This is a genomic window from Rubrivivax sp. JA1055 (assembly GCF_020966565.1).
Classification (GTDB): domain Bacteria; phylum Pseudomonadota; class Gammaproteobacteria; order Burkholderiales; family Burkholderiaceae_C; genus Rubrivivax; species Rubrivivax benzoatilyticus.
Window position 1 is genome coordinate 374,730 of record NZ_JAJKFP010000007.1, and the last position, 20,461, is coordinate 395,190.

Here is a 20,461-nt window from a genome sequence, read left to right on the forward strand (position 1 = left end):
GCTCAGCGTTGCAGCGCCCGCGCAATGCGCCCGCGCGGCACGGTCGGCTTGGGCACACGCTGGTCGAACCAGCTGCGCACGTCGGTGTCCAGGCCGATGCCGTGCATGTAGTTGTAGATCGCCTTCTTCAGCGCCGTGCCCAGGCGGTCGTGGTCGACGCCGGTGGGGTCGACGAAACCGACGTCGTTGCGCGCGAACGTCGTCGGCGGCAGCGGCTGCAGCGTCACGCCGTAGGCCGCCGGATCACGCCCCACCGGCGAGTGCACGGTGCAGGTGAAGCGGTGGAAGAAACCCGACTGGATGCAGCCGGCCTCGAACAGCTGGCGCACGTATTCCAGCGCGTCGACGGTGTCCTGCACCGTCTGCGTCGGGAAGCCGTACATCAGGTAGGCGTGCACCAGGATGCCGGCGTCGCTGAAGGCACGTGTGACACGCGCCACCTGCTCGACCGACACGCCTTTCTGCATCAGCCCCAGCAGCCGGTCGGACGCGACCTCCAGCCCGCCGCTGATCGCGATGCAGCCGCTGTCGGCCAGCTGGCGGCACAGCTCGGGGCTGAAGCTCTTCTCGAAGCGCACGTTGCCCCACCACGAGATCGCCATCTGGCGGCGTTGCAGCTCGGCGGCCAGCGCCTTCAGCGACTTGGGCGGCGCCGCCTCGTCGACGAAGTGGAAGCCCGTCTGTCCGGTCTCGGCGACGATGGCCTCGATGCGGTCGACCAGCGTCGTCGCGCCGGCGGCGTCGTAGCGCGAGATGTAGTCCAGGCTGGTGTCGCAGAAGCTGCACTTCTTCCAGTAGCAGCCGTGCGCCACCGTCAGCTTGTTCCAGCGCCCGTCGCTCCACAGCCGGTGCATCGGGTTCAGCATGTCCAAGAGCGACAGGTAGCGGCCCAGCGGCAGCCCGTCCCAGGTCGGCGTGCCGACCTCGGCGAACGGCACGTCGGCCTCGCCGATGTCGTGGTAACGCACGGCGCCTTCCTCGTCGCGCATGAAGCTGCGCACCAGGCGCTGGCGCGAACGTTTGCCGGCCCAGTGCTCCAGCAGCGCCAGCAGCGGGCGCTCGCCGGCGTCCAGCGTCACCGCGTCGACGTAATCGAACAGCCGCGCGTCCGACAGCTCGCGCAGCTCGGTGTTGACGAAACCGCCGCCCAGCGCCACGCGCAGCCCCGGCTGCACCGCCTTCATCGCCTGGGCGATGCGCAGCGCGCCGTAGACCGAGCCGGGGAAGGGCACGCTCAAGAGCACGACGTCGGGCCGGTGCTCGGCCAGCGCGTCGCGCGCCAGGCGTTGCAGCGTCGCGTCGACCAGATTGGGCGGCGCCGCCAGCGCCTGCGCCAGCGGCTCGAAGCTCGGCTGGCTGGCGGCCAGCTGCTCGGCGTAGCGCACGAACTCGAAACGGGCGTCGACGGCGTCGCGCAGCACGTCGGCCAGGTCGTCGAGGTACAGCGTCGCGAGGTGGCGTGCGCGGTCCTGCGTGCCCAGCGCGCCGAAGGCCCAGGCCAGCGGGTCGCCGCCTTCGGGGTCGTCGGGGTCGACGTAGACGTCGAGCGAGCAGAAGCGTGCGCCTTCGGGCAGGAAGGCGCGGCCGGCGATGCGGTGCGCCAGCGTCGCGTCGCCGCCCTGCAGGAAGCGGATCGTCGGCGCGATCGTCGCCGCGTAACGCTCGAACTGCGCCTCGAAGGCGTCCAGCCGCGGCGTGCGTCGCGCGGGCGGCAGCGCTGCGGCGGCGTCGCGCACGGCAGCCAGCCCGGCGGGCGTGAACAGTTCCAGTACCAGCGCCAGCGCGAGGTCGGTCTGCATCGCGGCGACGCCGCGCGAACGCAGGAAGCCGGTCAGGTAGGCGGTCGAGGGGTAGGGCGTGTTCAGCTGCGTCATCGGCGGGATGACGGCGAGCACGCGGAGGTCGGGGGCGCTCATCGGTGGCGGGATTCTCGCCGGCGGCGGCCGACCCCGCGGCCAGCGCGTCAAGACATGCCTTTTCCGGCAAGTCTGAAAGCTGCGAAGCTCGGCTAGGCGCAAGGCAGCACGCTCCCTAGAGTGCAGGTTCCCGGCCCGCCGGACCTGCCCCGCGAGGCAGGCTGCGCAGGCCGCCAAGAGAAACAGGAGACAAGATGAAGCGATGGTTGCGGGCCACCCTGGCCCTGCTGCTGGCCGCGCCTGCGGCGGCGGCCCTGGCCCAGGCGGCGACATTCCCCGAACGCGACAAGCCGCTGCGCATCGTCGTGCCGTTCGCGGCCGGCGGCGGCGTCGACGCCGCCGCGCGGCTGCTGGGCACGCAGCTGCAGAAGCAGCTCGGCGTCAACGTCGTCGTCGAGAACCGCGCCGGCGGCAGCGGCACGATCGGCGGCCGCGCGGTGCTGACGGCGCCGGCCGACGGCCAGACGCTGCTGTTCTCGGCGGCCACGCACGTGCTCGCCAAGCAGGTGCTGAAGAGTGCGCCCTACGACCCGCAGACCGACTTCGCGCCGGTGGCGCGTGTCGGCGAGGCGCCGCTGATGCTGGTGCTGGCCCCCAACCGGACACAGACCCGGCTGGCCGAGGTCCTCGGCACGATCCGCCAGCAGCCCGGCAAATGGTCGGCCGGCATCCCGGCGGCCGGCGCGCCCAGCCACCTGGCGACGCTGCTGATGGCGCGCGACGCGCGGCTCGAGCTCGCCTACGTGCCCTACAAGGGCACGCAGCCGGCGCTGATGGACGTCGCCGGCGGCCACACCGACCTGGTGTTGGACTCGATGATCTCGCTGCTGCCGTTGGCCAGGTCGGGCAAGGTGAAGCCGATCGCGATCACCGCGGCACGGCGCAGCGCGCTGGCGCCCGAGGTGCCGACCTTCAAGGAAAGCGGGCTGCACGAGTTTGCCTATGCCTCCTGGTACGGCGTCTGGGCACCGGCCGCCACGCCACCGGCCCGCGTGGCGACCTTGAACACCGCGATCAACGCCGCCACCACCGAACTCGCGCGCAGCGGCGCCTGGGCCAAGCTGGGCATCACGCCGGTCACCGAGAGCGCCGAGCAGTTCAAGGGCTTCGTCGCGCGCGACGTCGCGCAGGGTGCCGAACTGCTGCGCAGCGCCGGGTTCCAGCCGGAGTGACGGCGGCGCGCAGCCCTCCGGCTGCGCGTCCGTCAGCGCGAGGTTTGACCGATTGGTCAAAAACAGTGTAGGCTGCGTCCCATGCCGCGCGAACGCTGTTTCTCCGAAGCCGAGGTGCTGGAGCGTCTGACCGACGTCTTCGCCGCCCACGGCTACACCGGCACCAGCCTCGCGCTGCTGCAGCAGGCCACCGGCCTGGGCAAGCAGAGCCTGTACAACGCCTTCGGCGACAAGCAGGCGATGTATCTGCAGGCCATCGACTGCGCGACGCGGCGTGCGGCACACGTCGCCGGCGCGATGCAGGGCGCGAGCGACGGCCGCGCCGCGCTGCAGGCCTTCTTCGCCGCGATGCTCGACGACTGCGCCAGCCCCGACCCCGGCCGCAAGAGCTGCATCGTCACCACCGGCCTCGTCGAGGGCCTGGACGAGGCGCCGCTGGCCTGGGCGCTGACCAGCCGCTGGCAGGCCACGCACGAACTGCTGCGCGCCAGCGTCGAACGCGGCCAGCGCGACGGTTCCGTCGCCAACCCCGCGCCGTCGGCCGACCTGGCCGAACTGCTGGCCGCACTCGTCAGCGGGCTGCGGGTCGCCGCCCGCGCCGGCCGCAGCCGCCAGCAGATGGAGCGGCTGGCGGCGCTGACCCTCGGAGTTCTCGACAGGGCCTGAGCCGCCCTGTGCCCGCCCGGCCGCGCGAGCGGCATTTCTTTCACCCTTTATTGACCAAATGGTCAAGTTGGAGATCGTGATGAACAAGCCCCTGGACGGAAAGATCGCGCTGGTCACCGGCGCCTCGCGTGGCATCGGCGAAGCGATCGCGCGGCGGCTGGCCGCCGACGGCGCCGAGCTGGTGCTGCACTACGGCAGCGGCCGTGCCGAAGCCGAGGCCGTGGCCGCTGCGCTGCACGACGGCGGCCACCGCGTGCACCTGCTGCAGGCCGACCTGGCGGCTGCCGACGGCGCCCGGCACCTCGTCGACGGCCTGAAGGCGCTGCCGCTGCCGCGTGTCGACATCCTCGTCAACAACGCCGGCGTCGCGCCGTTCGCGACGCTCGTCGAGACCACGCCCGAGGTCTTCGACAAGCTCCTCGCCGTCAACGTGCGCAGCCTGTTCTTCGTCACCCAGGGGGTGCTGCCGCTGATGCCCGACGGCGGCCGCGTCATCAACATCGGCAGTGCGGTGTCGCGCACCGCCTTCCCCGGCATCACGGCCTACGCCGCCACCAAGGGTTTCGTCGACGTGCTGACGCTGCAGCTGGCGGCCGAACTGGGCCCACGCCGCATCACCGCCAACGTCGTTGCGCCGGGCGCGATCGACACGCGCATGAGCACCTGGATCCACGCCCCGGGCGGCCAGGAGACGCTGGCCCAGGTGCAGGCGCTGCCGGGCATCGGCCAGCCGGCGCAGGTGGCCGGCGTCGTTGCCTTCCTGGCCGGGCCGGACGGCGCCTGGACGACGGGCCAGGTCGTCGACGCCAGCGGCGGCACCAAGCTCTGAGTTCCGGGGCGGCGGCCGGAGCGTGGACTGTTCCGCGCTCTGTCCTTCGCATTCGGGACGTCGCGGGCATTCCCGCACCCGAGGGCGGGGCGGCCGCCGAATAATGCGCAGCCCATCCCGCAGGCCGCTCGCCTGCGGGTGCCAGGCCTGGCCCGAGTGACCGGAGCGCGCCGTGACCCCAGCTGCCGTTCGTTCTCCCGCCCCGGCGCATCCGCGTGCGCATGCCTGAGCGCGAGCCGGCTACGCCTCGCGGGCCGCGTCTCTGGCCCTATCTGCTCGCGCTGTCGTCGTCGCCGGCCGTGCTGCTCGTCTGGCGCCAGTCGGCGGCCCCCGCCGACACGCTGTTCCTGCCTCTGCTGCTGCCCGTCATCGCCTCCGTATGGGCCGGCGGCATCGGGCCGGGGCTGGTGGCGGCCGCGCTCGGTGCCGCTGGGGCGGTCTACGCTGCACCCGGCGCCGGCGCGCAGGCCTGGGGCGTGTTCGTGCTGGAGGCGCTGCTGATCTGCGCGCTGGCCGCGTTCCGGCCGCGGCCCGCAGCGCCGGCGCCAGTCCCTGTGCCCGACGACACGCACGAGCGCCTGCGGCAACTGGCCGAAGAACGCGACACGCTGTCCGAGCACGAACGTTTCATGCGCGCCATCGCCGACGCCCTGCCGGGCATGGTCGGCTACTGGGACGCAGACCTGCGCTGCCGCTTTGCCAACATCGCCTACCTGGAGTGGTTCGGCCGCACGCCGCGGCAAGTGCTGGGCATGCGGATGCAGGACCTGCTGGGCGAGGAGCTGTTCCGCGCCAACGAGCGCCACATCCGCGGCGCCTTGGCCGGCGAGGAACAGCGCTTCCAGCGCACGATGACGCGAGCCGACGGCAGCACCGGCTACACGCTCGCGTCGTACATCCCCGACCGCGTCGATGGACGGGTGCGCGGCTTCAACGTCATCGTCGCCGACATCTCCGACGTCAAGCGCGCAGAGATCGAGCTCGAACGACTCAACGTGCAGCTGGTGCAGCGCGCAGCCGAAGCCGATGCCGCCACGCGCGCCAAGAGCGCCTTCCTGGCCAACATGAGCCACGAGATCCGCACGCCGATGAACGCCATCATCGGCCTGACGCACCTGCTGGCGCGCGACGCCACCGACGACCAGCAGCGCAGCCGCCTGGCCAAGGTCGACGGCGCCGCGCGGCATCTGCTGCAGGTCATCAGCGACATCCTCGACCTGTCCAAGATCGAGGCCGGCAAGTTGAGCCTGGAGCGCGAGGAGTTCCGCCTCGACGAAGTGCTGGAGCGTTCGCTGTCGATGGTGCGTACCAAGGCGGCGGAGAAGGGGCTGGAGCTGGCTGTCGACACCACGCCGCTGCCCGAGCGCCTGATCGGCGACCCGACACGGCTGGCCCAGGTGCTGATCAACCTGCTGGCCAACGCCGTGCGCTTCACCGACCGCGGCGGCGTGCGTCTGCACGGCCGCGAGCTGTGGCGAGACGAACACCGGCTGCTGGCGCGTTTCGAGGTGCAGGACAGCGGGCCGGGCATCGCCCCGGACCAGCTCGGGCGGCTGTTCGAGGCCTTCGATCAGGGCGACAACTCGGCGACGCGCCGCCACGGCGGCACCGGCCTGGGCCTGGCGCTGACACGCCGCTTCGCCACGCTGATGGGCGGCGAGGCCGGCGTCGACAGCCGCCTGGGTGAAGGCAGCACGTTCTGGGTCAGCGCCGAGTTCGGATTGCCGCCGCCCGAGGGCACGCAGCCGCTGCCGCCGCCGCTGCAGGACCCGTGGCCTCTGCGCGCGGACCATCTTGGCCGGCGCATCCTGCTGGCCGAAGACAACCCGATCAACCAGGAGGTGGTGGTCGACCTGCTCGAAGCGGTGGGGCTGCGGGTCGACACCGCCGACAACGGCCGCCAGGCGCTGGAGATGGCGCTGCGCTCGCCCTACGCGCTGATCCTGATGGACGTGCAGATGCCGGGGCTGGACGGGCTGGCCGCCACGCGCCAGATCCGCGAGCACCTGGGCAGCGCCGTCCCCATCGTCGCGATGACCGCCAACGCCTTCGCCGAGGACCGCGCGGCCTGCCTGGACGCCGGCATGAACGACCACCTGTCCAAGCCGGTGGAGCCGCAGCGCCTGTTCGATGCCTTGCGGCGCTGGCTGGACGAGGCGCCGGCGCCCGGCTGAAGCACGCGGGCTCGCCGATTGCCGCCCCGCGGGCCGCCGCTGCCCGCCAGGGGCCCCCATGCCCGACTTCAAGCGCCTGTTCTTCGCCGTCGACATCGCCGCGCCGCCGGCGCTGGTCTGCCAGCGCATGCTGGACCCCGAGGACTACCGCGACTGGACCACGGCCTTCTGCGAAGGCTCGCGCTACGAAGGGCGCTGGCTGGCCGGCGAACGCATCCGCTTCCTGGCACCCAATGGCGACGGCATGCTGTCCGAGATCGCCGAGCACCGGCCGGGCGAGTACACCTCGCTGCGCCACCTCGGCGTGCTGTCCAACGGCGAGGAGGACACCAGCGGCGACGCCGCCGAAGCCTGGGCCGGCGCGCTGGAGAACTACCGCTTCGTGCCCACGCCCGAAGGCACGCGCGTCGAGATCGAGCAGGACGTCACCCCGGCCTACGAGGCCTACCTGGCCGCCGCCTGGCCGAAGGCGCTGCAGCGGCTGAAGGCGCTGTGCGAGCGCGGCGCACCGGGCTGAAGGCGTGCGCGCTGGGCCGACAATGGCCGCCCCACACACCCGCCCGCGACGATGTCCCGCCCCGTCACGACTCTCTTCATGCTGTCCTCGGTGGACGGCAAGATCTCCACCGGCGACGTCGACACGCGCGACTTCGACCGCGACCTGCCGGCGCTGCCCGGCGTCGGCGAGGGCCTGGCGCAGTACTACGAGCTGGAGCGTTGCACCGACCTGTTCGCGCTGAACAGCGGCCGCGTGATGGCCAAGATCGGCGTCAACGAGGCCGGCCCCGCCGCGGTGCGGCTGCCGGTCAGCTTCGTCATCGCCGACGACCACCACCTGACGCTGGCCGGCGTCGACCACCTGCTCGGACGCTGCCGCCGGCTGTTCCTGGCGACCGCCAACCCCGCACACCCGGTGTTTGCCCGCCAGGGCGCCGAAGGGCTGGAGATCCTGCCGTTCGACGGCCGCATCGACTTCGGCGAGCTGCTGCGCACGCTGAAGGCGCAGCACGGCGTCGAGCGCCTGACGATCCAGACCGGCGGCACGCTGAACGCGCTGCTGCTGCGCCAGGGCCTGGTCGACCGCGTGTCGCTGGTGCTCGCCCCGGCGCTGGTGGGCGGCGCGACGACGCCGACGCTGGTCGACGGCCCGCCGCTGCGCGACGCCGCCGAACTGCGCCAGGTGAAGGCCCTGGTGCTCGACGAGGTGCGCCGGCTGCAGCACTCGTGGCTGCTGCTGAACTACCAAGTGCTCAACGGCGAAGGCGCTCCCTAGCGCGGCGGCGGCAGTTCCTCGCCCAGCGCGCGCCGCCACAGCCAGGCCAGGCCCAGGCGCACGTCGAGGCGGGCGCTGCGCTGCTCGGGCGTGGCCAGCGGCCGAACCGGGCTGTGCCGTTCGGCGACGGCGAACGTGAACACGTAGGCCGGCTCCTGGCCCATGCGCAGGTCGGTGACGAAGAGCTCGTCGCCGTCGGCGTGCAGCTTGTAGAAGCCCTTGCTGAACGCGGCGACGAGGCGCACGCCGGGGATGTCCTGCAGCGCCGGGGCGAGCGCGGTGCCTCGGTCGAAGCGGTCGAAACGCATCGTCGGCGTCTCGTCGAGCAGCGAGTGAAAGCCCTCGTGGTAGTGCGCCCCGTCGATCGCGACGACGCGCCAGAGCACGGTGTTGAAGGCCGTCGGCGTGACCAGCACCTGCCCGGCGGTGATGCCCTGCGCCGCCAGCGACGCGCGCGCCACGCGCTCGACCTGGGCCTGCGCCACCGCGCTCCAGCCCAGGTAGGCGCAGCCCAGCAGCAGCCCGGCGGCGTTGGCGCGCAGCCCGCGGGCGCTGCCGCGCGACGCCAGCGCCCAGCCGGCGCCGGCCAGAAGCGGCAGCGTGAACAGCGGGTCGATGATGAAGATGCTGCCGACGGCGTACGGCCAGTCACTGAACGGCAGCGCCAGCCGCGTGCCGTAGACCGTCATCGTGTCCAGCAGAGGGTGGGTGACGAGCGCCAGCCAGAGCGCCAGCCACCAGCGCCGCCACAGTGCCGTTTCGCCATGCAGCCGCGCCACGGCGGCGGCCAGCGGCAGCGACAGCAGCGTCAGCCAGAACAGCGAGTGCGTGGCGCCGCGGTGCAGCACCATGTTGCGGATGGCGTCGCCGTGGTCGACCAGCACGTCCAGGTCGGGCAGCGTGCCGGCCACCGCGCCCCATGCCGCGGCCTTCCAGACCGCGCTGCGCCGGCCCATCACCGCCACGCTGACGGCGGCGCCCAGCGCCAGTTGCGAAACGGAGTCCATGGCCGATTCTGGCGGTGGCGGCCTTGTGCCCTGGGCCGCTCCGGGGTTGGCCGGCCCTGGCGCCAGGCCACGCGGGTGGCCTGGCGCCGGGTTCGGCCGCGACCGGCCCGCGCCGGCGCCTGCGGATGGCAGGCGCGGCGGGCCGGCTCACGCCCCGGCTCGTGACCGGGGCGTGCACGCGGGCGCGGGGTGAGGGCGCGCCGCGTGACGTCGTGAAAGGCGACGCGGGAGCTCTGGGCCTGTTCAGCCCGCCGCCCCCAGCCGCGCCGCCGCGCTGAGCACCGCCAGCACGCCGGCGGTGGCGATGTCGGCGTGGCGCCCGGCGCCGAAACGCGTGCCGGCCACGCCCGGCGCGGCGGCCTCGACCAGCGCCCAGGCTGGGGCGTCGGAGCCGCCGCCGATCGAACGCTCCTCGAAGTGCACGATCTCCAGCGCGATGCCGAAGGCGCTGCGCAGCGCCTGCGCCGCCGCGTCCACCGGGCCGGCGCCGCGGCCGACGAGGCGGCGCGCCGTGCCGTCGGCGCCGGTGACGTCCAGCGTGATCTCCACGCCGCCCGGCACCGCCACCAGCGTGTGGCCGTGCCAGGCCAGCGCGCCGCCGGCGGCCGTCGGCGCCAGGTAGGCGGCGTCGAACAGCTGCCACAGCGTGTCGGCGTCGACCTCGGCTTCGGCGGCGTCGGCGTGCGCCTGCACGACGCTGCTGAACTCCACCTGCATCCGGCGCGGCATCGCCAGGCCGTGGTGGCGCTCCATCAGCCAGGCGATGCCGCCCTTGCCCGACTGGCTGTTCACGCGGATCAGGCCGTCGTAGGTCCGGCCCAGGTCTTGCGGGTCCACCGGCAGGTAGGGCACTTGCCACAGGCCGCCCGGCTCCTGCGCCGCCATGCCCTTGCGGATGGCGTCCTGGTGCGAGCCCGAGAAGGCCGTGAAGACGAGGTCGCCGGCGTACGGGTGGCGCGGGTGCAGCGGCAGGCCGGTGCAGGCCTCGACCTCGCGCGCGACGTGGCCGATGTCCGAGAAGTCCAGCCCCGGCGCCACGCCCAGCGCGTAGAGGTTCAGCGCCAGCGTCACCAGGTCGACGTTGCCGCTGCGCTCGCCGTTGCCGAACAGCGTGCCTTCGACACGCTGCGCGCCGGCCAGCAGCGCGAGTTCGGCGCAGGCCACGCCGGTGCCGCGGTCGTTGTGCGGGTGGATCGACAGCACGACGTGCTGGCGGCGCGGCAGGCGCCGGTGCATCCACTCGATCTGGTCGGCGAAGACGTTGGGCGTGGCCACTTCCACCGTCGTCGGCAGGTTCAGGATCACCGGGCGGCCGGGGCCGGCGTCCCAGGCTTCCAGCGCCGCGGTGCAGGCGGCCAGCGACACCTCGGGCTCGGTCATGCAGAAGGTCTCGGGCGAGTACTGCAGCACCCATTCGGTCTCGGGCGCGGCGTCGGTCAGCGTGCGCAGCAGGCGCACGTGGCGGTCGACGAAGGCCAGCACCTCGTCCACGCCCATGCCGAAGACGACGCGGCGCCACAGCGGCGCGGTGGCGTTGTAGAGGTGCACGATGGCGCGGCGCGCGCCGCGCAGCGACTCGACGGTGCGCACCAGCAGGTCTTCACGCGCCTGGGTCATCACCATCGGCGTCACGTCGGCGGGCAGGCGCTGCTCGTCGATCAGGCGGCGCACGAAGGCATGGTCGGTGGCCGACGCGGCCGGGAAGCCGACCTCGATCTCCTTGAAGCCGACGCCGACCAGCAGCTCGAACAGGCGCAGCTTGCGCTCGGCGTTCATCGGCTCGAACAGCGCCTGGTTGCCGTCGCGCAGGTCGGTGGACAGCCAGACGGGCGCCTGGACGAGCGTCTGCGACGGCCAGCGGCGGCTGTCCATCACGGGGGCGGGATAGGGGCGGTACTTGGTCTCGGGGGCTTGCAGCATCGGGGCCTCGAAGCGGTGCGCCGCGCGGCCCTCGAGCGGGCGGCGTGCGGACGCGGGTCTACGGACGACAGGGCGGGGGGAACGTGCTGCGGATGCCGGCGAACGGCACGACGCTCCCCTGCGGTGCCCTGGCGGGTGCCGCTTCGAGGCCGGGATCTGGGGGAGTGTCTAGCGACCCGCGAACGGGGTCGTGTCAGCCGCGCGCACGTGCGGATCCCGGCCCAGCGTCAGGCATAGGCGTAGGGAGTGCGGGAGGCGGGCGGGCATGGGGGGATTATGGGGCCGCGGCCGTGCTGCGCCTCAACCCTCTGCGGGCTTCAGCTCGACCGGCCGGCGCACTTCCTGCGTCTGGCCGCGGTCGTCGACCCAGCTCAGCACCAGCTCGCCGCCGTGGCGCGCGGCGAAGGTGAACTCGATGTAGGGGTTTTGGGCGACGGCGATGCCGGGTTCCCAGACGAGCAGCAGCGTCGGCCCCAGGCGCGCCTCGAAGCGGCGCACGATGTCGCGTGGCCGCAGCCGGCCCTCGGGGTCGGCGCGCAGGCCGCTTTCCATCACGTGCTCGACCTGGGCGCGCACGCGCACGATTTCGCCGGGTGCGGGGCGCGGGTTGCTGATCCAGATGCGGGGCGGTGCGGTCATGTCAGTTGCCTCACATGCCGCAGCCGCTGGAGCCGACCTCGACCGCCTGGCGTGCGGCCAGCACCTGGCCGTCGCTCATGCGCGCCAGCGCGTGCACGGTCTGGCTCTGGCTCAGGCGGATGCGAAACGCCGCCTCGGCGGTGCCGGTGGCCGGCGTGAAGCGAAAGCGGCAGGCCAGCGGCGCCGGGTTCAGGTCGCCGAGCACGACGATCTCCTCGCAATACAGCTGCTCGGAGATCGGGCGCGTCACGCGCACCTTGACCGGCACCGCGGCCGGGTTGTCGCCCAGCGCCGGCACGTCGAGCAGCAGGCCCTCCTCGACGACGGTGGCGCCGCCGATGAAGCTCTCGATGGCCTGGCGGAAACCCGCCGGGTCGGGTGCCAGCAGCCCGGCCGGCGCGGCGCCCGCAGCCGCCGTGGCGGCCGCCGGCAGCGCCAGCGCGCCGCCCAGCGAAGCCCCGCGGATGACGAAGTCACGACGTTTCATCGTGCCGCTCAGATCGCCAGGAAGTCCTGGAACCGCTGCCGGATCCAGTCGAAGTCCTCCTTGACGATCTCCTGGTTGCGCACGTCCATGTCGATCTGCGTCTGGATGACCTTGCCGGTGGCGTCGACCTCGTACTCGAACTTCACCGAGATCTCCTCCTGCGGATCGGCGTTGACCATCATGTAGCAGAGGTTGTCGGGCAGGCGCGCGACGACCGGCTTGCCGGCGACACGCTCGGCGATGTTCTGCGCGACGATGCGGCCGACGTAGTTGGCGACGTGGCCGCTCTTCGGGTAGTGGCCGAACTGGTCGGAGATCGGGCCCATCAGGTCGCCGACGAAGTAGACGCGGTCGTCGCTGCGCGCGTGGAACAGGCGCGGGTGCATGTCGGCCCAGCCGGTGGGCTTGCCGGCCGCGTCCTGGCCGATCAGGCCGGCGTTCCACACCATGTCGGCGGCCTGGTGCGGCGGCATCAGGATCGCGTCGTCGAAGCGGAACTCGCCGGCCGCGGTCTTGATGCGCTTGTTGAACGGGTCCACCTCCTGCACCTTGGCGTTGGGCACGTGGGTGATGATGTCCGGGTACAGCTCCTCGAAGGCGGCCTTGTAGCCCATGCCGATCGGCGCGATGCGCGGCTTCGGGTCGAGGATGACGATCTTGCCGGGGATCTTGTGCTTCTTGATGTGCCAGGCGATCAGGCAGGCGCGTTCGTACGGCGACGGCGGGCAGCGGTGCGGCGGCGGCGGCAGCGTCATCACCAGCGTGCCGCCCTTGAACTCCTGCACCTTGCGCTTGAGCGCGAACATCTCGGCGTTCGGGATGTAGGCCGACGGGAAGTGCGTGCGCGTGTGCTCGATGGCGCGGCGGTCGTTGCCGTACCAGGCCTCGTAGTCGTTGCGGATGCCGCCCGACAGGATCAGGAAGTCGTACTCGACCTGGCCGTGCGCCGTCAGCACGCGGCGGCGGTCGCGGTCGACGCCTGTGACCTCGGTCTGCAGCAGCTTGTAGCCGTAGGCGTTGGCCGGCTTGAGCATGTCGTGGTTGACGAAGTCGGTGCCGACGATGTCGATCAGCCACTTGTTGCTCATCGGCCCGGACCAGAAGGTCGGGTTGCGCTCCAGCAGCACGACGTCGGAGGTCGGGATCAGCTCGCGCAGGTAGCGCGCGGCGGTCAGCCCGCCCCAGCCGCCGCCGCAGATGACGATGCGCGGCTTGGCGCCTTCGCGCGGGATGATCGTCGACTGCGGCGTGATGATCATCGGCGCGGCCTGCGCCAGGCCCGGCACCGCGGCCATGCCGGCCAGCGCGGCGGCCGGCGGCGTGATCAGGAAGTTGCGTCGTTTCATGCGGGTCTCCTCTGCGGGGTTCGGTGGTGGTCCGGCGGTGTGTTCAGGCGCCCCAGATGTCGGTGCTGATGGCCTCGTACCAGGCGGCGCCGTGGTGCGCTTCGGCGGCGCGGAAGGTGGGGCCGGCGTCCAGCGGGCTGACGCCGCCGGCATCGGCCACCTCGACGATGCGGCCGCCTTCGGCGCGGTAGACGCCGGCGACCGAGATGCCGTAGTCCGGCCCGACGAGGCTGTAGCAGGTGTTGACGTAGGCCGCCGGCGGCGGCGTGCGGCCGGCGAAGTCGGCGGCGATCGCCGCCGCCGCCATCTTGCCCTGCATGTTGGCGGCGAAACCGGACTTCGGCATCGGTGCGGCGATCGTCGCGTCGCCGACGACGTAGACACCGGCCACGCGCCGGCTCTCGAAGCTCTCGGCCTTCACCGGCACCCAGCCGCTGGCGTCGGTGACGCCGGCACGTTCGGCGATGCGCCCGGCCTTCTGCGGCGGGATGACGTTCAGCACCGCGGCCTTGACGACGCGGCCGAAGCTCGTCTCGACACTCAGCGCCTTGGCGTCGACACGCATCACCTGGCCGTCGTCGGACTGGCCGACCCACTCGATCATCGAGCCGTACAACGCCTTCCAGCCCTGCTGGAACAGCGCCTTCTTCGAGAAGTTGTCCTTGGCGTCGAGCAGCAGGATCTTGGCGCGCGGCTTGTGCTGCCTGAAGTAGTGCGCCACCAGCGCCGCACGTTCGTAAGGCCCCGGCGGGCAGCGGAACGGGTTGTCGGGGATGGCCATCACGAAGACGCCGCCGTCGTCCATCGCCTGCAGCTGGCGGCGCAGCAGCTGCGTCTGCGGCCCGGCCTTCCAGGCGTGCGGCGCCCGCTCGGTGGCGGCTTCGTCGTAGCCGTCGAGCGCGCCCCAGCGCATCTCGACGCCGGGCGACAGCACGAGACGGTCCCAGGCCAGGCGCTGCCCGGTGGACAGCGTCAGCGTGCGCGCCGTGGTGTCGACGTCGTCGGCCAGCGCCTGCACGACTTCGATGCCGGCGGCGCGCAGGCCGTCGTAGCCGTGGCCCAGGCTCTCCCAGTCGCGCAGCCCGGCGAGGTAGTGGTTGCTGAACGGGCAGGTAACGAAGCGGCTCGCCGGCTCGACCAGCGTCACCTGGACCTTGGGCGCCAGGCGCTTGAGCTGGCGCGCCGCAGTGGCGCCACCGAAGCCGCCGCCGACGACGACGACCCGCGCCGACGCGCCTTGCGCCCGCACGAAGGCCGGCATCGCCAGCGCGGCGCCGGCGGCGGCGGCCTGGCCCAGCAGGCCGCGACGCGACAGCGGCCTCATCGTGCCGTCCCCTGGGCGAACCAGCGTGCCAGCGCGGCGATCTCGTCGTCGCCGAGCGCCCGCATCAGGCGCGGCATCACCGTGGCGTCGGGCACCTGGCCGGCACGGAAGGCCGTGAGGCGCTGGCGCAGTTGCGCTTCGGTGAGTCCCTGCAAGCTGGGAATGCTGGCCGGCGAGGACGTCGCCGGGCCGGGGCGGTGGCAGTTGCCGCAGGCACCGGCCAGCATCGACACGTCGGGCGACGCTGCGCCGCCGGCCAGTGCGGCACCGGTGGCGACGAGGGAGGTGCATGCCAGGGCCAGGCGAGCCCGGCGGGCAGAAACAACGAGGAGCGGCATGCGGGCTCGCGGGGACGACAGGCTCGGCATTTTGACAGCAGGATCCTGGCGCGCTCGGCCTGGATTCGCCGCCCCTGCCCCGGGGACGTGCGTTCGAGGCGGGACGAGACTGACGCCATCCGGGCACTGCCTGGATCGTGCCGGCCGCCTTCCGGTGGATCATCGGCGCCTCGCCGGGCTCCGCCCGGGGCATCCGATCTGGTCAGGAGAGTCGCATGGCGTGGGTTCTGCTCGTCGTCGCAGGTCTGTTCGAGGTGGCCTGGGCCATCGGGCTGAAGTACACCGAGGGTTTCACGCGGCCGCTGCCCAGCGTGCTCACGCTGGCGGCGATGACGGTCAGCGTGCTGCTGCTGGGCGTGGCGATGAAGTCGCTGCCGGTGGGCACGTCCTACGCGGTCTGGGTCGGCGTCGGCGCGGTCGGCACGGCGCTGCTGGGCATCGTGCTCTTCGGCGAGCCGGCCAGCGCCGGGCGGCTGGCCAGCCTGGGACTCATCGTCGCCGGCATCGTCGGGCTCAAGCTCGCCAGCCCGGCCTGAACGGCGGCGCACGGAGTGCGCCTGAATCGTCATCGCTTGACGTATCCACCCCCGGCGCCCATTCCGCGCCGGCCTCGGACAGGTTATATATCGGGGCTGCCGGAATGCGGGTTTACGTGGGCCCGCAACTTGATCCCGGTTCGCCCGCAGGCAGACAGGAGTGTCGTCATGCCGCGAGTCAGTCCCGAGATGGGCGCCCTTCCCAGCAGGCGATCAGCGCGATTCGAGTTCCGCCCCTTCGCGGGGGCGGGTCTGCTGGTTCCTGTCCGAAAGACTTCCGATGCCCATCTCCTCGCCGCTCACCCTGGTCGTGAACTGCGGCTCCTCGTCCCTGAAGTTCGCGCTCTACGACCCGCGCGAACCCGAAGCCCTGCTCGGCGGCCTGGCCGAGTGCCTGGACTCGCCTGACGCGCGCATCCGTTTCGACGCCGACGGCGAACGCACCGTCACGCCGCTGGCCGGCGGCGGCCACCGCGAGGCGCTGGATGCGCTGCTCGCCTTCCTGGCCGCTCGCGGCCTGCTCGAACGTGTGGCCGCCGTCGGCCACCGCGTCGTGCACGGCGGCGAACGTTTCACGCAGTCGGCCGAGGTCAGCGCCGAAGTGCTGGCCGACATCGAGGCCTGCGCCGAGCTGGCGCCGCTGCACAACCCGGCCAACCTGATCGGCATCCGCGCGGCGATGGCCGCGCTGCCGGCGGCGCGCCAGGTGGCGGTGTTCGACACCGCCTTCCACCAGACGATGGCGCCCGAGGCCTACCTCTACGCGCTGCCGCAGCAGTACCGCCGCGACTACGGCGTGCGCCGCTACGGCTTCCACGGCACCTCGCACCGCTGCGTGTCGCAGCGCGCCATCGAGCGCCTGGAGCTCGACCCGACCGACAACGCGCTCGTCGTGCTGCACCTGGGCAACGGCGCCTCGGCCACCGCGGTGCGCAACGGCCGCAGCGTCGACACCTCGATGGGGCTGACGCCGGTCGAGGGCCTCGTCATGGGCACGCGCTGCGGCGACGTCGACGCCGGCGCGCTGCTGTACATCGCCCGCCGCGCCGGGCTCGACCTCGACGCCGTCGACACGATGATCAACAAGAAGAGCGGCCTGCTGGGCCTGTCCGAGCTGTCCAACGACTGCCGCACGCTGGAGCAGGCCGCGGCCGCCGGCCACGAGGGCGCGCAGATCGCGCTGGACGTGTTCTGCTACCGCATCGCGCGCACCGTCGGCGCGCTGGCCGCGTCGCTGCCGCGCCTGGACGCGCTGGTCTTCACCGGCGGCATCGGCGAGAACTCGGCCCACGTGCGCGCCAAGGTGCTCGAGCGCCTGGCGATCTTCGGCCTGGACCTCGACCCCGAACGCAACGACGTCACGCGCGGCGGCGCCTGCGCCGTCATCAGCCGCTCGCACCGGCCGGCGGCGATCGTCGTGCCCACCGACGAGGAGGGCACGATCGCGCGCGACACGGCGGCCATCGCCTTCGGCCTGTCGGCCTCGGCCGCGGAGGTGGCGTGATGCAGAGCCCCCGCCATACCCGCCTGGTCTATGTCGTGCCGACCGCCCCGGGCGTCGGCGTGTCCTCGGTCGCGCTCGGTTTCGTGCGCGCGCTGCAGGCCGCCGGCGTGCGCGCCGGCTTCGTCAAGCCGATCGCCGACCCCGGCGTCGGCCGTGACGGCGAGGACCGTTCGGTCGGCTTCGCGCGCCGCCTGTTCGGCCTGGACACGCCGGCCGCGCTGCCGATGGACACCGCCGAGGCGATGACACGCTCCGGCGAACTCGACACCCTGCTCGAGGACGTCGTCGCGCTGGTGCACGCCGTGGCCGAGACGGCCGACGTCGTCGTCGTCGAAGGCGCGACGCTGGACGACGGCCACCCGCTCGTCGCCGACCTGGACCTGGCCGTCGCCAAGGCGCTGCGCGCCGAGATCGTGCCGGTGGTGCCGGGCAGCGTCGACGGCGGCCCGACGCTGGCCGACCGCATCGCCGACGTCACCCACCGCTTCGGCCGCGACGGCGCGGCGCCGATGGGCGTCGTCGTCTCGCGCGCCCCGGCCGGGCTGGACGAGGTGCCCGACACCGCGGCGCCGGTGCTCGGCGTCGTGCCCGACGAGCCGTCGCTGGCCGCGCCGCGCATGGCCGACGTCGTCGAGGAGCTGGGCTTCGAGATCGTCGAGGCCGGCGACCTGGCCGGCGCGCGGCTGCAGAACGTCGTCGTCGCGGCGCGCAGCCCCGAGCACCTGGTCGTGCGCCTGGGCCCGGGCACGCTGGTCGTCACGCCGGGCGACCGCGCCGACGTCGTGCTGACCACCAGCTTCGCCAAGGCCACCGGCATGCCGATCGCCGGCGTGCTGCTGACCTGCGGCGAGCAGCTCGCGCCCGAGCTGAAGAGCTTCCTCGAGCCGCGCCGTGCCGGCCTGAACATCCTGCGCACCGAGCTGCAGACCTTCGAGGCCGCCACCCGCCTGGCCAGCCTCGACCGCCGCGTGCGCCCCGACGACCTGGAGCGCATGGAGCGCCTGGTCGAGCACGCCGCCGACCACCTCGACGTCTCGGTGCTGGCCGTGGCCGCGGCGGTGCCGCGCTCGGCGACGATGACGCCGCCGATGTTCCGCCACGCGCTGATCCGCGAGGCGCGTGCGGCGCACAAGCGCATCGTGCTGCCCGAGGGCGACGAGCCGCGCACGCTGGCCGCCGCGGCGATCTGCGCGCGCAAGGGCATCGCGCGCTGCGTGCTGCTGGGCGCGCCCGACGCGGTGCGCGCCGCGGCCACGCTGCACGGCATCGAGCTGCCCGACACGGTCGAGATCCTCGACCCGGACGTGGTGCGCGAGCGTTACGTCGCGCCGATGGTCGAGCTGCGCAAGTCCAAGGGCCTGACCCCGGGCCAGGCGGCGATGCAGCTGGAGGACACCGTCGTGCTCGGCACGATGATGCTGGCCACCGGCGACGTCGACGGCCTCGTCTCGGGTGCGGTGCACACGACGGCGAGCACGGTGCGCCCGGCGCTGCAGCTGATCAAGACCGCGCCGGGTTCGTCGATCGTCTCGTCGGTGTTCTTCATGCTGATGCCCGACCAGGTGCTGGTCTACGGCGACTGCGCGATCAACCCCGACCCGAGCGCCGAGGAGCTGGCCGAGATCGCGATGCAGTCGGCCGACAGCGCCGCCGCCTTCGGCATCGAGCCGCGTGTGGCGATGATCTCGTACTCGACGGGGTCCTCGGGCACCGGCGCCGACGTCGACAAGGTCCGCGAGGCGACGCGCATCGTGCGCGAGCGCCGCCCGCAGCTGGCCATCGACGGCCCGATGCAGTACGACGCCGCCTCGGTGGAGAGCGTGGGCCGCCAGAAGGCCCCGAACTCGCCGGTGGCCGGCCGCGCCAACGTGTTCGTGTTCCCGGACCTCAACACCGGCAACACGACCTACAAGGCGGTGCAGCGCTCGGCCGGCGTGGTCTCGGTCGGCCCGATGCTGCAGGGCCTGCGCAAGCCGGTGAACGACCTGTCGCGCGGCGCGCTCGTCGACGACATCGTCTACACGATCGCGCTGACCGCGATCCAGGCCGTGACGGCCTGATCGCGCGCGCTGGCCGGCATCAGCCGGCCAGCCGCCGCAACACGTCCAGCAGCACGTTCGCACCCTGCGCGAGCTGTTCGGCCGGCGTGTGTTCACGCGGGTTGTGGCTCAGGCCGCCGGCGCTGGGCACGAAGATCATCGCCGCCGGGCCGATGCGCGCCATCATCTGCGCGTCGTGGCCGGCGCCCGACGTCATGCGGCGCACGCCGTAACCACGCGCCGCGGCGGCGGCTTCGATCGTGCGCACCAGGCGGGCGTCGAAGACCACTGGCTCGAAACGCGCCAGCCTTCGGGACGACACCGTCAGGCCGCGTTCGGTGGCCAGGCCTTCGAGGAAGGTTGCCAGTTCAGCTTCGGCCTGCTGCAGCGTCGTTTCGTCGGTGTGGCGCAGGTCCACCGTCAGCGTCGCGCGTGCCGGAATCACGTTGATCAGGTCCGGGTGCAGGCGCAGCCGGCCGACGGTGGCGACCTGGGGCTCGCCGAAACGCAGCGCCAGCTCACGCACGAAGACCACGATCTCGGCCGCCGCGGCGCCGGCGTCGCGGCGCAGCCGCATCGGCGTCGTGCCGGCGTGGTTGGACTGGCCCTCGACGGTGATCTCCTGCCAGGAGATGCCCTGCAGGTCGGCGACGGCGCCGATGGCCACGCCTTCGGCTTCCAGCACCGGCCCCTGCTCGATGTGCAGCTCGACGAAGGCGTGCGGGCGGATCGTGCCGACATCGAGATCGCCGGCGTAGCCGATGCGCGCGAGCTCGTCGCCCAGGCGTGTGCCGTCGATGCCGACGGTGTCCAGCGCGTCGGGCAGCGCCAGGCCGCCGGCGTGCACCAGCGAACCCAGCATGTCGGGCTGGTAGCGCACGCCTTCTTCGTTGGTGAACGCGGCGACGACGATGGGCCGGCGCGTCGTGATGCCCAGCTCGTCGAGCCGGCGCACGGCTTCCAGCGCCGCCATCACGCCGTAGACACCGTCGTAACGCCCGCCGGTGGCCACCGTGTCGAGGTGCGAGCCGGTCATCACCGGCGCCGCGCCCGGATCGCGGCCGGCGCGCGTGCCGAAGACGTTGCCGATGCGGTCGACCTGCACCACGAGCCCCAGCTCGTGCATCCAGGCGACGAGGCGGTCGCGGCCGTCGCGGTCGGCGTCGCTCAGCGCCAGGCGGCAGACGCCGCCGTTGGGTGTGGCGCCGATCTCGGCGTGTTCGGCCAGCCGCGCCACGAGACGGTCGGCGGCGATGCCGTCCCGCGCCAGGCGCTGCTGCTGCGCGCCGAG

The 20,461-nt window shown here is 72.8% G+C and carries 18 protein-coding genes; 9 read left to right on the forward strand and 9 right to left on the reverse strand.

The window, feature by feature from the left end:
- Positions 1-2: 2 nt before the first annotated feature.
- Complete coding sequence (locus LOC65_RS18285) at positions 3-1,916, reverse strand: radical SAM protein (protein WP_230248604.1); 1,914 nt, start codon at positions 1,914-1,916, stop codon at positions 3-5.
- A gap of 194 nt (positions 1,917-2,110) precedes the next feature.
- Between LOC65_RS18285 and LOC65_RS18290 the strand changes: the two genes are divergently transcribed.
- The 6 genes from LOC65_RS18290 (at position 2,111) to LOC65_RS18315 (ending at position 8,030) form a co-directional block, all read left to right on the forward strand.
- Positions 2,111-3,088: a tripartite tricarboxylate transporter substrate binding protein gene (locus tag LOC65_RS18290; RefSeq protein WP_230248606.1), complete on the forward strand. Its 978-nt coding sequence runs from the start codon at positions 2,111-2,113 to the stop codon at positions 3,086-3,088.
- Positions 3,089-3,169: 81 nt separating this feature from the next.
- The gene (locus LOC65_RS18295; RefSeq protein ID WP_230248607.1) at positions 3,170-3,754 is read left to right on the forward strand and encodes a TetR/AcrR family transcriptional regulator; all 585 of its coding nucleotides are present in this window, start codon (positions 3,170-3,172) and stop codon (positions 3,752-3,754) included.
- Between the two features lie 79 nt (positions 3,755-3,833).
- Complete coding sequence (locus tag LOC65_RS18300) at positions 3,834-4,583, forward strand: SDR family NAD(P)-dependent oxidoreductase (protein ID WP_230248608.1); 750 nt, start codon at positions 3,834-3,836, stop codon at positions 4,581-4,583.
- A 221-nt stretch (positions 4,584-4,804) separates the two neighbouring features.
- Positions 4,805-6,757: a response regulator gene (locus LOC65_RS18305; RefSeq protein ID WP_230248609.1), complete on the forward strand. Its 1,953-nt coding sequence runs from the start codon at positions 4,805-4,807 to the stop codon at positions 6,755-6,757.
- A gap of 58 nt (positions 6,758-6,815) precedes the next feature.
- Complete coding sequence (locus LOC65_RS18310; protein ID WP_230248610.1) at positions 6,816-7,274, forward strand: SRPBCC domain-containing protein; 459 nt, start codon at positions 6,816-6,818, stop codon at positions 7,272-7,274.
- Between the two features lie 51 nt (positions 7,275-7,325).
- Complete coding sequence (locus LOC65_RS18315; RefSeq protein WP_230248611.1) at positions 7,326-8,030, forward strand: dihydrofolate reductase family protein; 705 nt, start codon at positions 7,326-7,328, stop codon at positions 8,028-8,030.
- Here the strand turns inward: LOC65_RS18315 and LOC65_RS18320 are convergent.
- The 7 genes from LOC65_RS18320 to LOC65_RS18350 form a co-directional block, all read right to left on the reverse strand.
- Positions 8,027-9,037 (reverse strand): metal-dependent hydrolase, encoded by a 1,011-nt coding sequence (locus tag LOC65_RS18320; protein ID WP_230248612.1) that lies wholly within the window; start codon positions 9,035-9,037, stop codon positions 8,027-8,029. The two genes, LOC65_RS18315 and LOC65_RS18320, sit on opposite strands and share 4 nt — an antisense overlap.
- A 243-nt stretch (positions 9,038-9,280) precedes the next feature.
- Positions 9,281-10,957: a 2-isopropylmalate synthase gene (locus LOC65_RS18325; RefSeq protein WP_230248614.1), complete on the reverse strand. Its 1,677-nt coding sequence runs from the start codon at positions 10,955-10,957 to the stop codon at positions 9,281-9,283.
- Positions 10,958-11,257: 300 nt separating this feature from the next.
- Positions 11,258-11,596, reverse strand: coding sequence for a thiosulfate oxidation carrier complex protein SoxZ (locus tag LOC65_RS18330; protein WP_230248615.1), 339 nt, complete (start codon positions 11,594-11,596; stop codon positions 11,258-11,260).
- Positions 11,597-11,606: 10 nt separating this feature from the next.
- On the reverse strand, positions 11,607-12,083 hold the full coding sequence (locus tag LOC65_RS18335; protein ID WP_230248617.1) for a thiosulfate oxidation carrier protein SoxY: 477 nt from the start codon (positions 12,081-12,083) through the stop codon (positions 11,607-11,609).
- 8 nt (positions 12,084-12,091) lie between these two features.
- Positions 12,092-13,429: an FAD-dependent oxidoreductase gene (locus LOC65_RS18340; protein WP_230248618.1), complete on the reverse strand. Its 1,338-nt coding sequence runs from the start codon at positions 13,427-13,429 to the stop codon at positions 12,092-12,094.
- Between the two features lie 43 nt (positions 13,430-13,472).
- The gene (locus LOC65_RS18345) at positions 13,473-14,753 is read right to left on the reverse strand and encodes an NAD(P)/FAD-dependent oxidoreductase (protein WP_230248619.1); all 1,281 of its coding nucleotides are present in this window, start codon (positions 14,751-14,753) and stop codon (positions 13,473-13,475) included.
- Positions 14,750-15,091: a hypothetical protein gene (locus tag LOC65_RS18350; RefSeq protein WP_230248621.1), complete on the reverse strand. Its 342-nt coding sequence runs from the start codon at positions 15,089-15,091 to the stop codon at positions 14,750-14,752. Before LOC65_RS18350 ends, LOC65_RS18345 begins: the two co-directional genes overlap by 4 nt.
- Before the next feature lie 215 nt (positions 15,092-15,306).
- Here LOC65_RS18350 and sugE point away from each other — a divergent pair, with 215 nt between their 5' ends.
- The 3 genes from sugE (at position 15,307) to pta (ending at position 19,191) form a co-directional block, all read left to right on the forward strand.
- Positions 15,307-15,627 (forward strand): quaternary ammonium compound efflux SMR transporter SugE, encoded by a 321-nt coding sequence (gene sugE / locus LOC65_RS18355; protein WP_009855317.1) that lies wholly within the window; start codon positions 15,307-15,309, stop codon positions 15,625-15,627.
- A gap of 280 nt (positions 15,628-15,907) precedes the next feature.
- On the forward strand, positions 15,908-17,131 hold the full coding sequence (locus LOC65_RS18360) for an acetate/propionate family kinase (RefSeq protein ID WP_164963357.1): 1,224 nt from the start codon (positions 15,908-15,910) through the stop codon (positions 17,129-17,131).
- Positions 17,131-19,191, forward strand: a complete 2,061-nt coding sequence (gene pta, locus LOC65_RS18365) for a phosphate acetyltransferase (protein WP_009855319.1) — start codon at positions 17,131-17,133, stop codon at positions 19,189-19,191. Before LOC65_RS18360 ends, pta begins: the two co-directional genes overlap by 1 nt.
- Positions 19,192-19,210: 19 nt before the next feature.
- Here pta and LOC65_RS18370 read toward each other — a convergent pair whose 3' ends face one another.
- Entirely contained in the window at positions 19,211-20,440 is a 1,230-nt protein-coding gene (locus LOC65_RS18370; protein WP_230248757.1) for a M20 family metallo-hydrolase, read from the reverse strand.
- Positions 20,441-20,461: the final 21 nt, after the last annotated feature.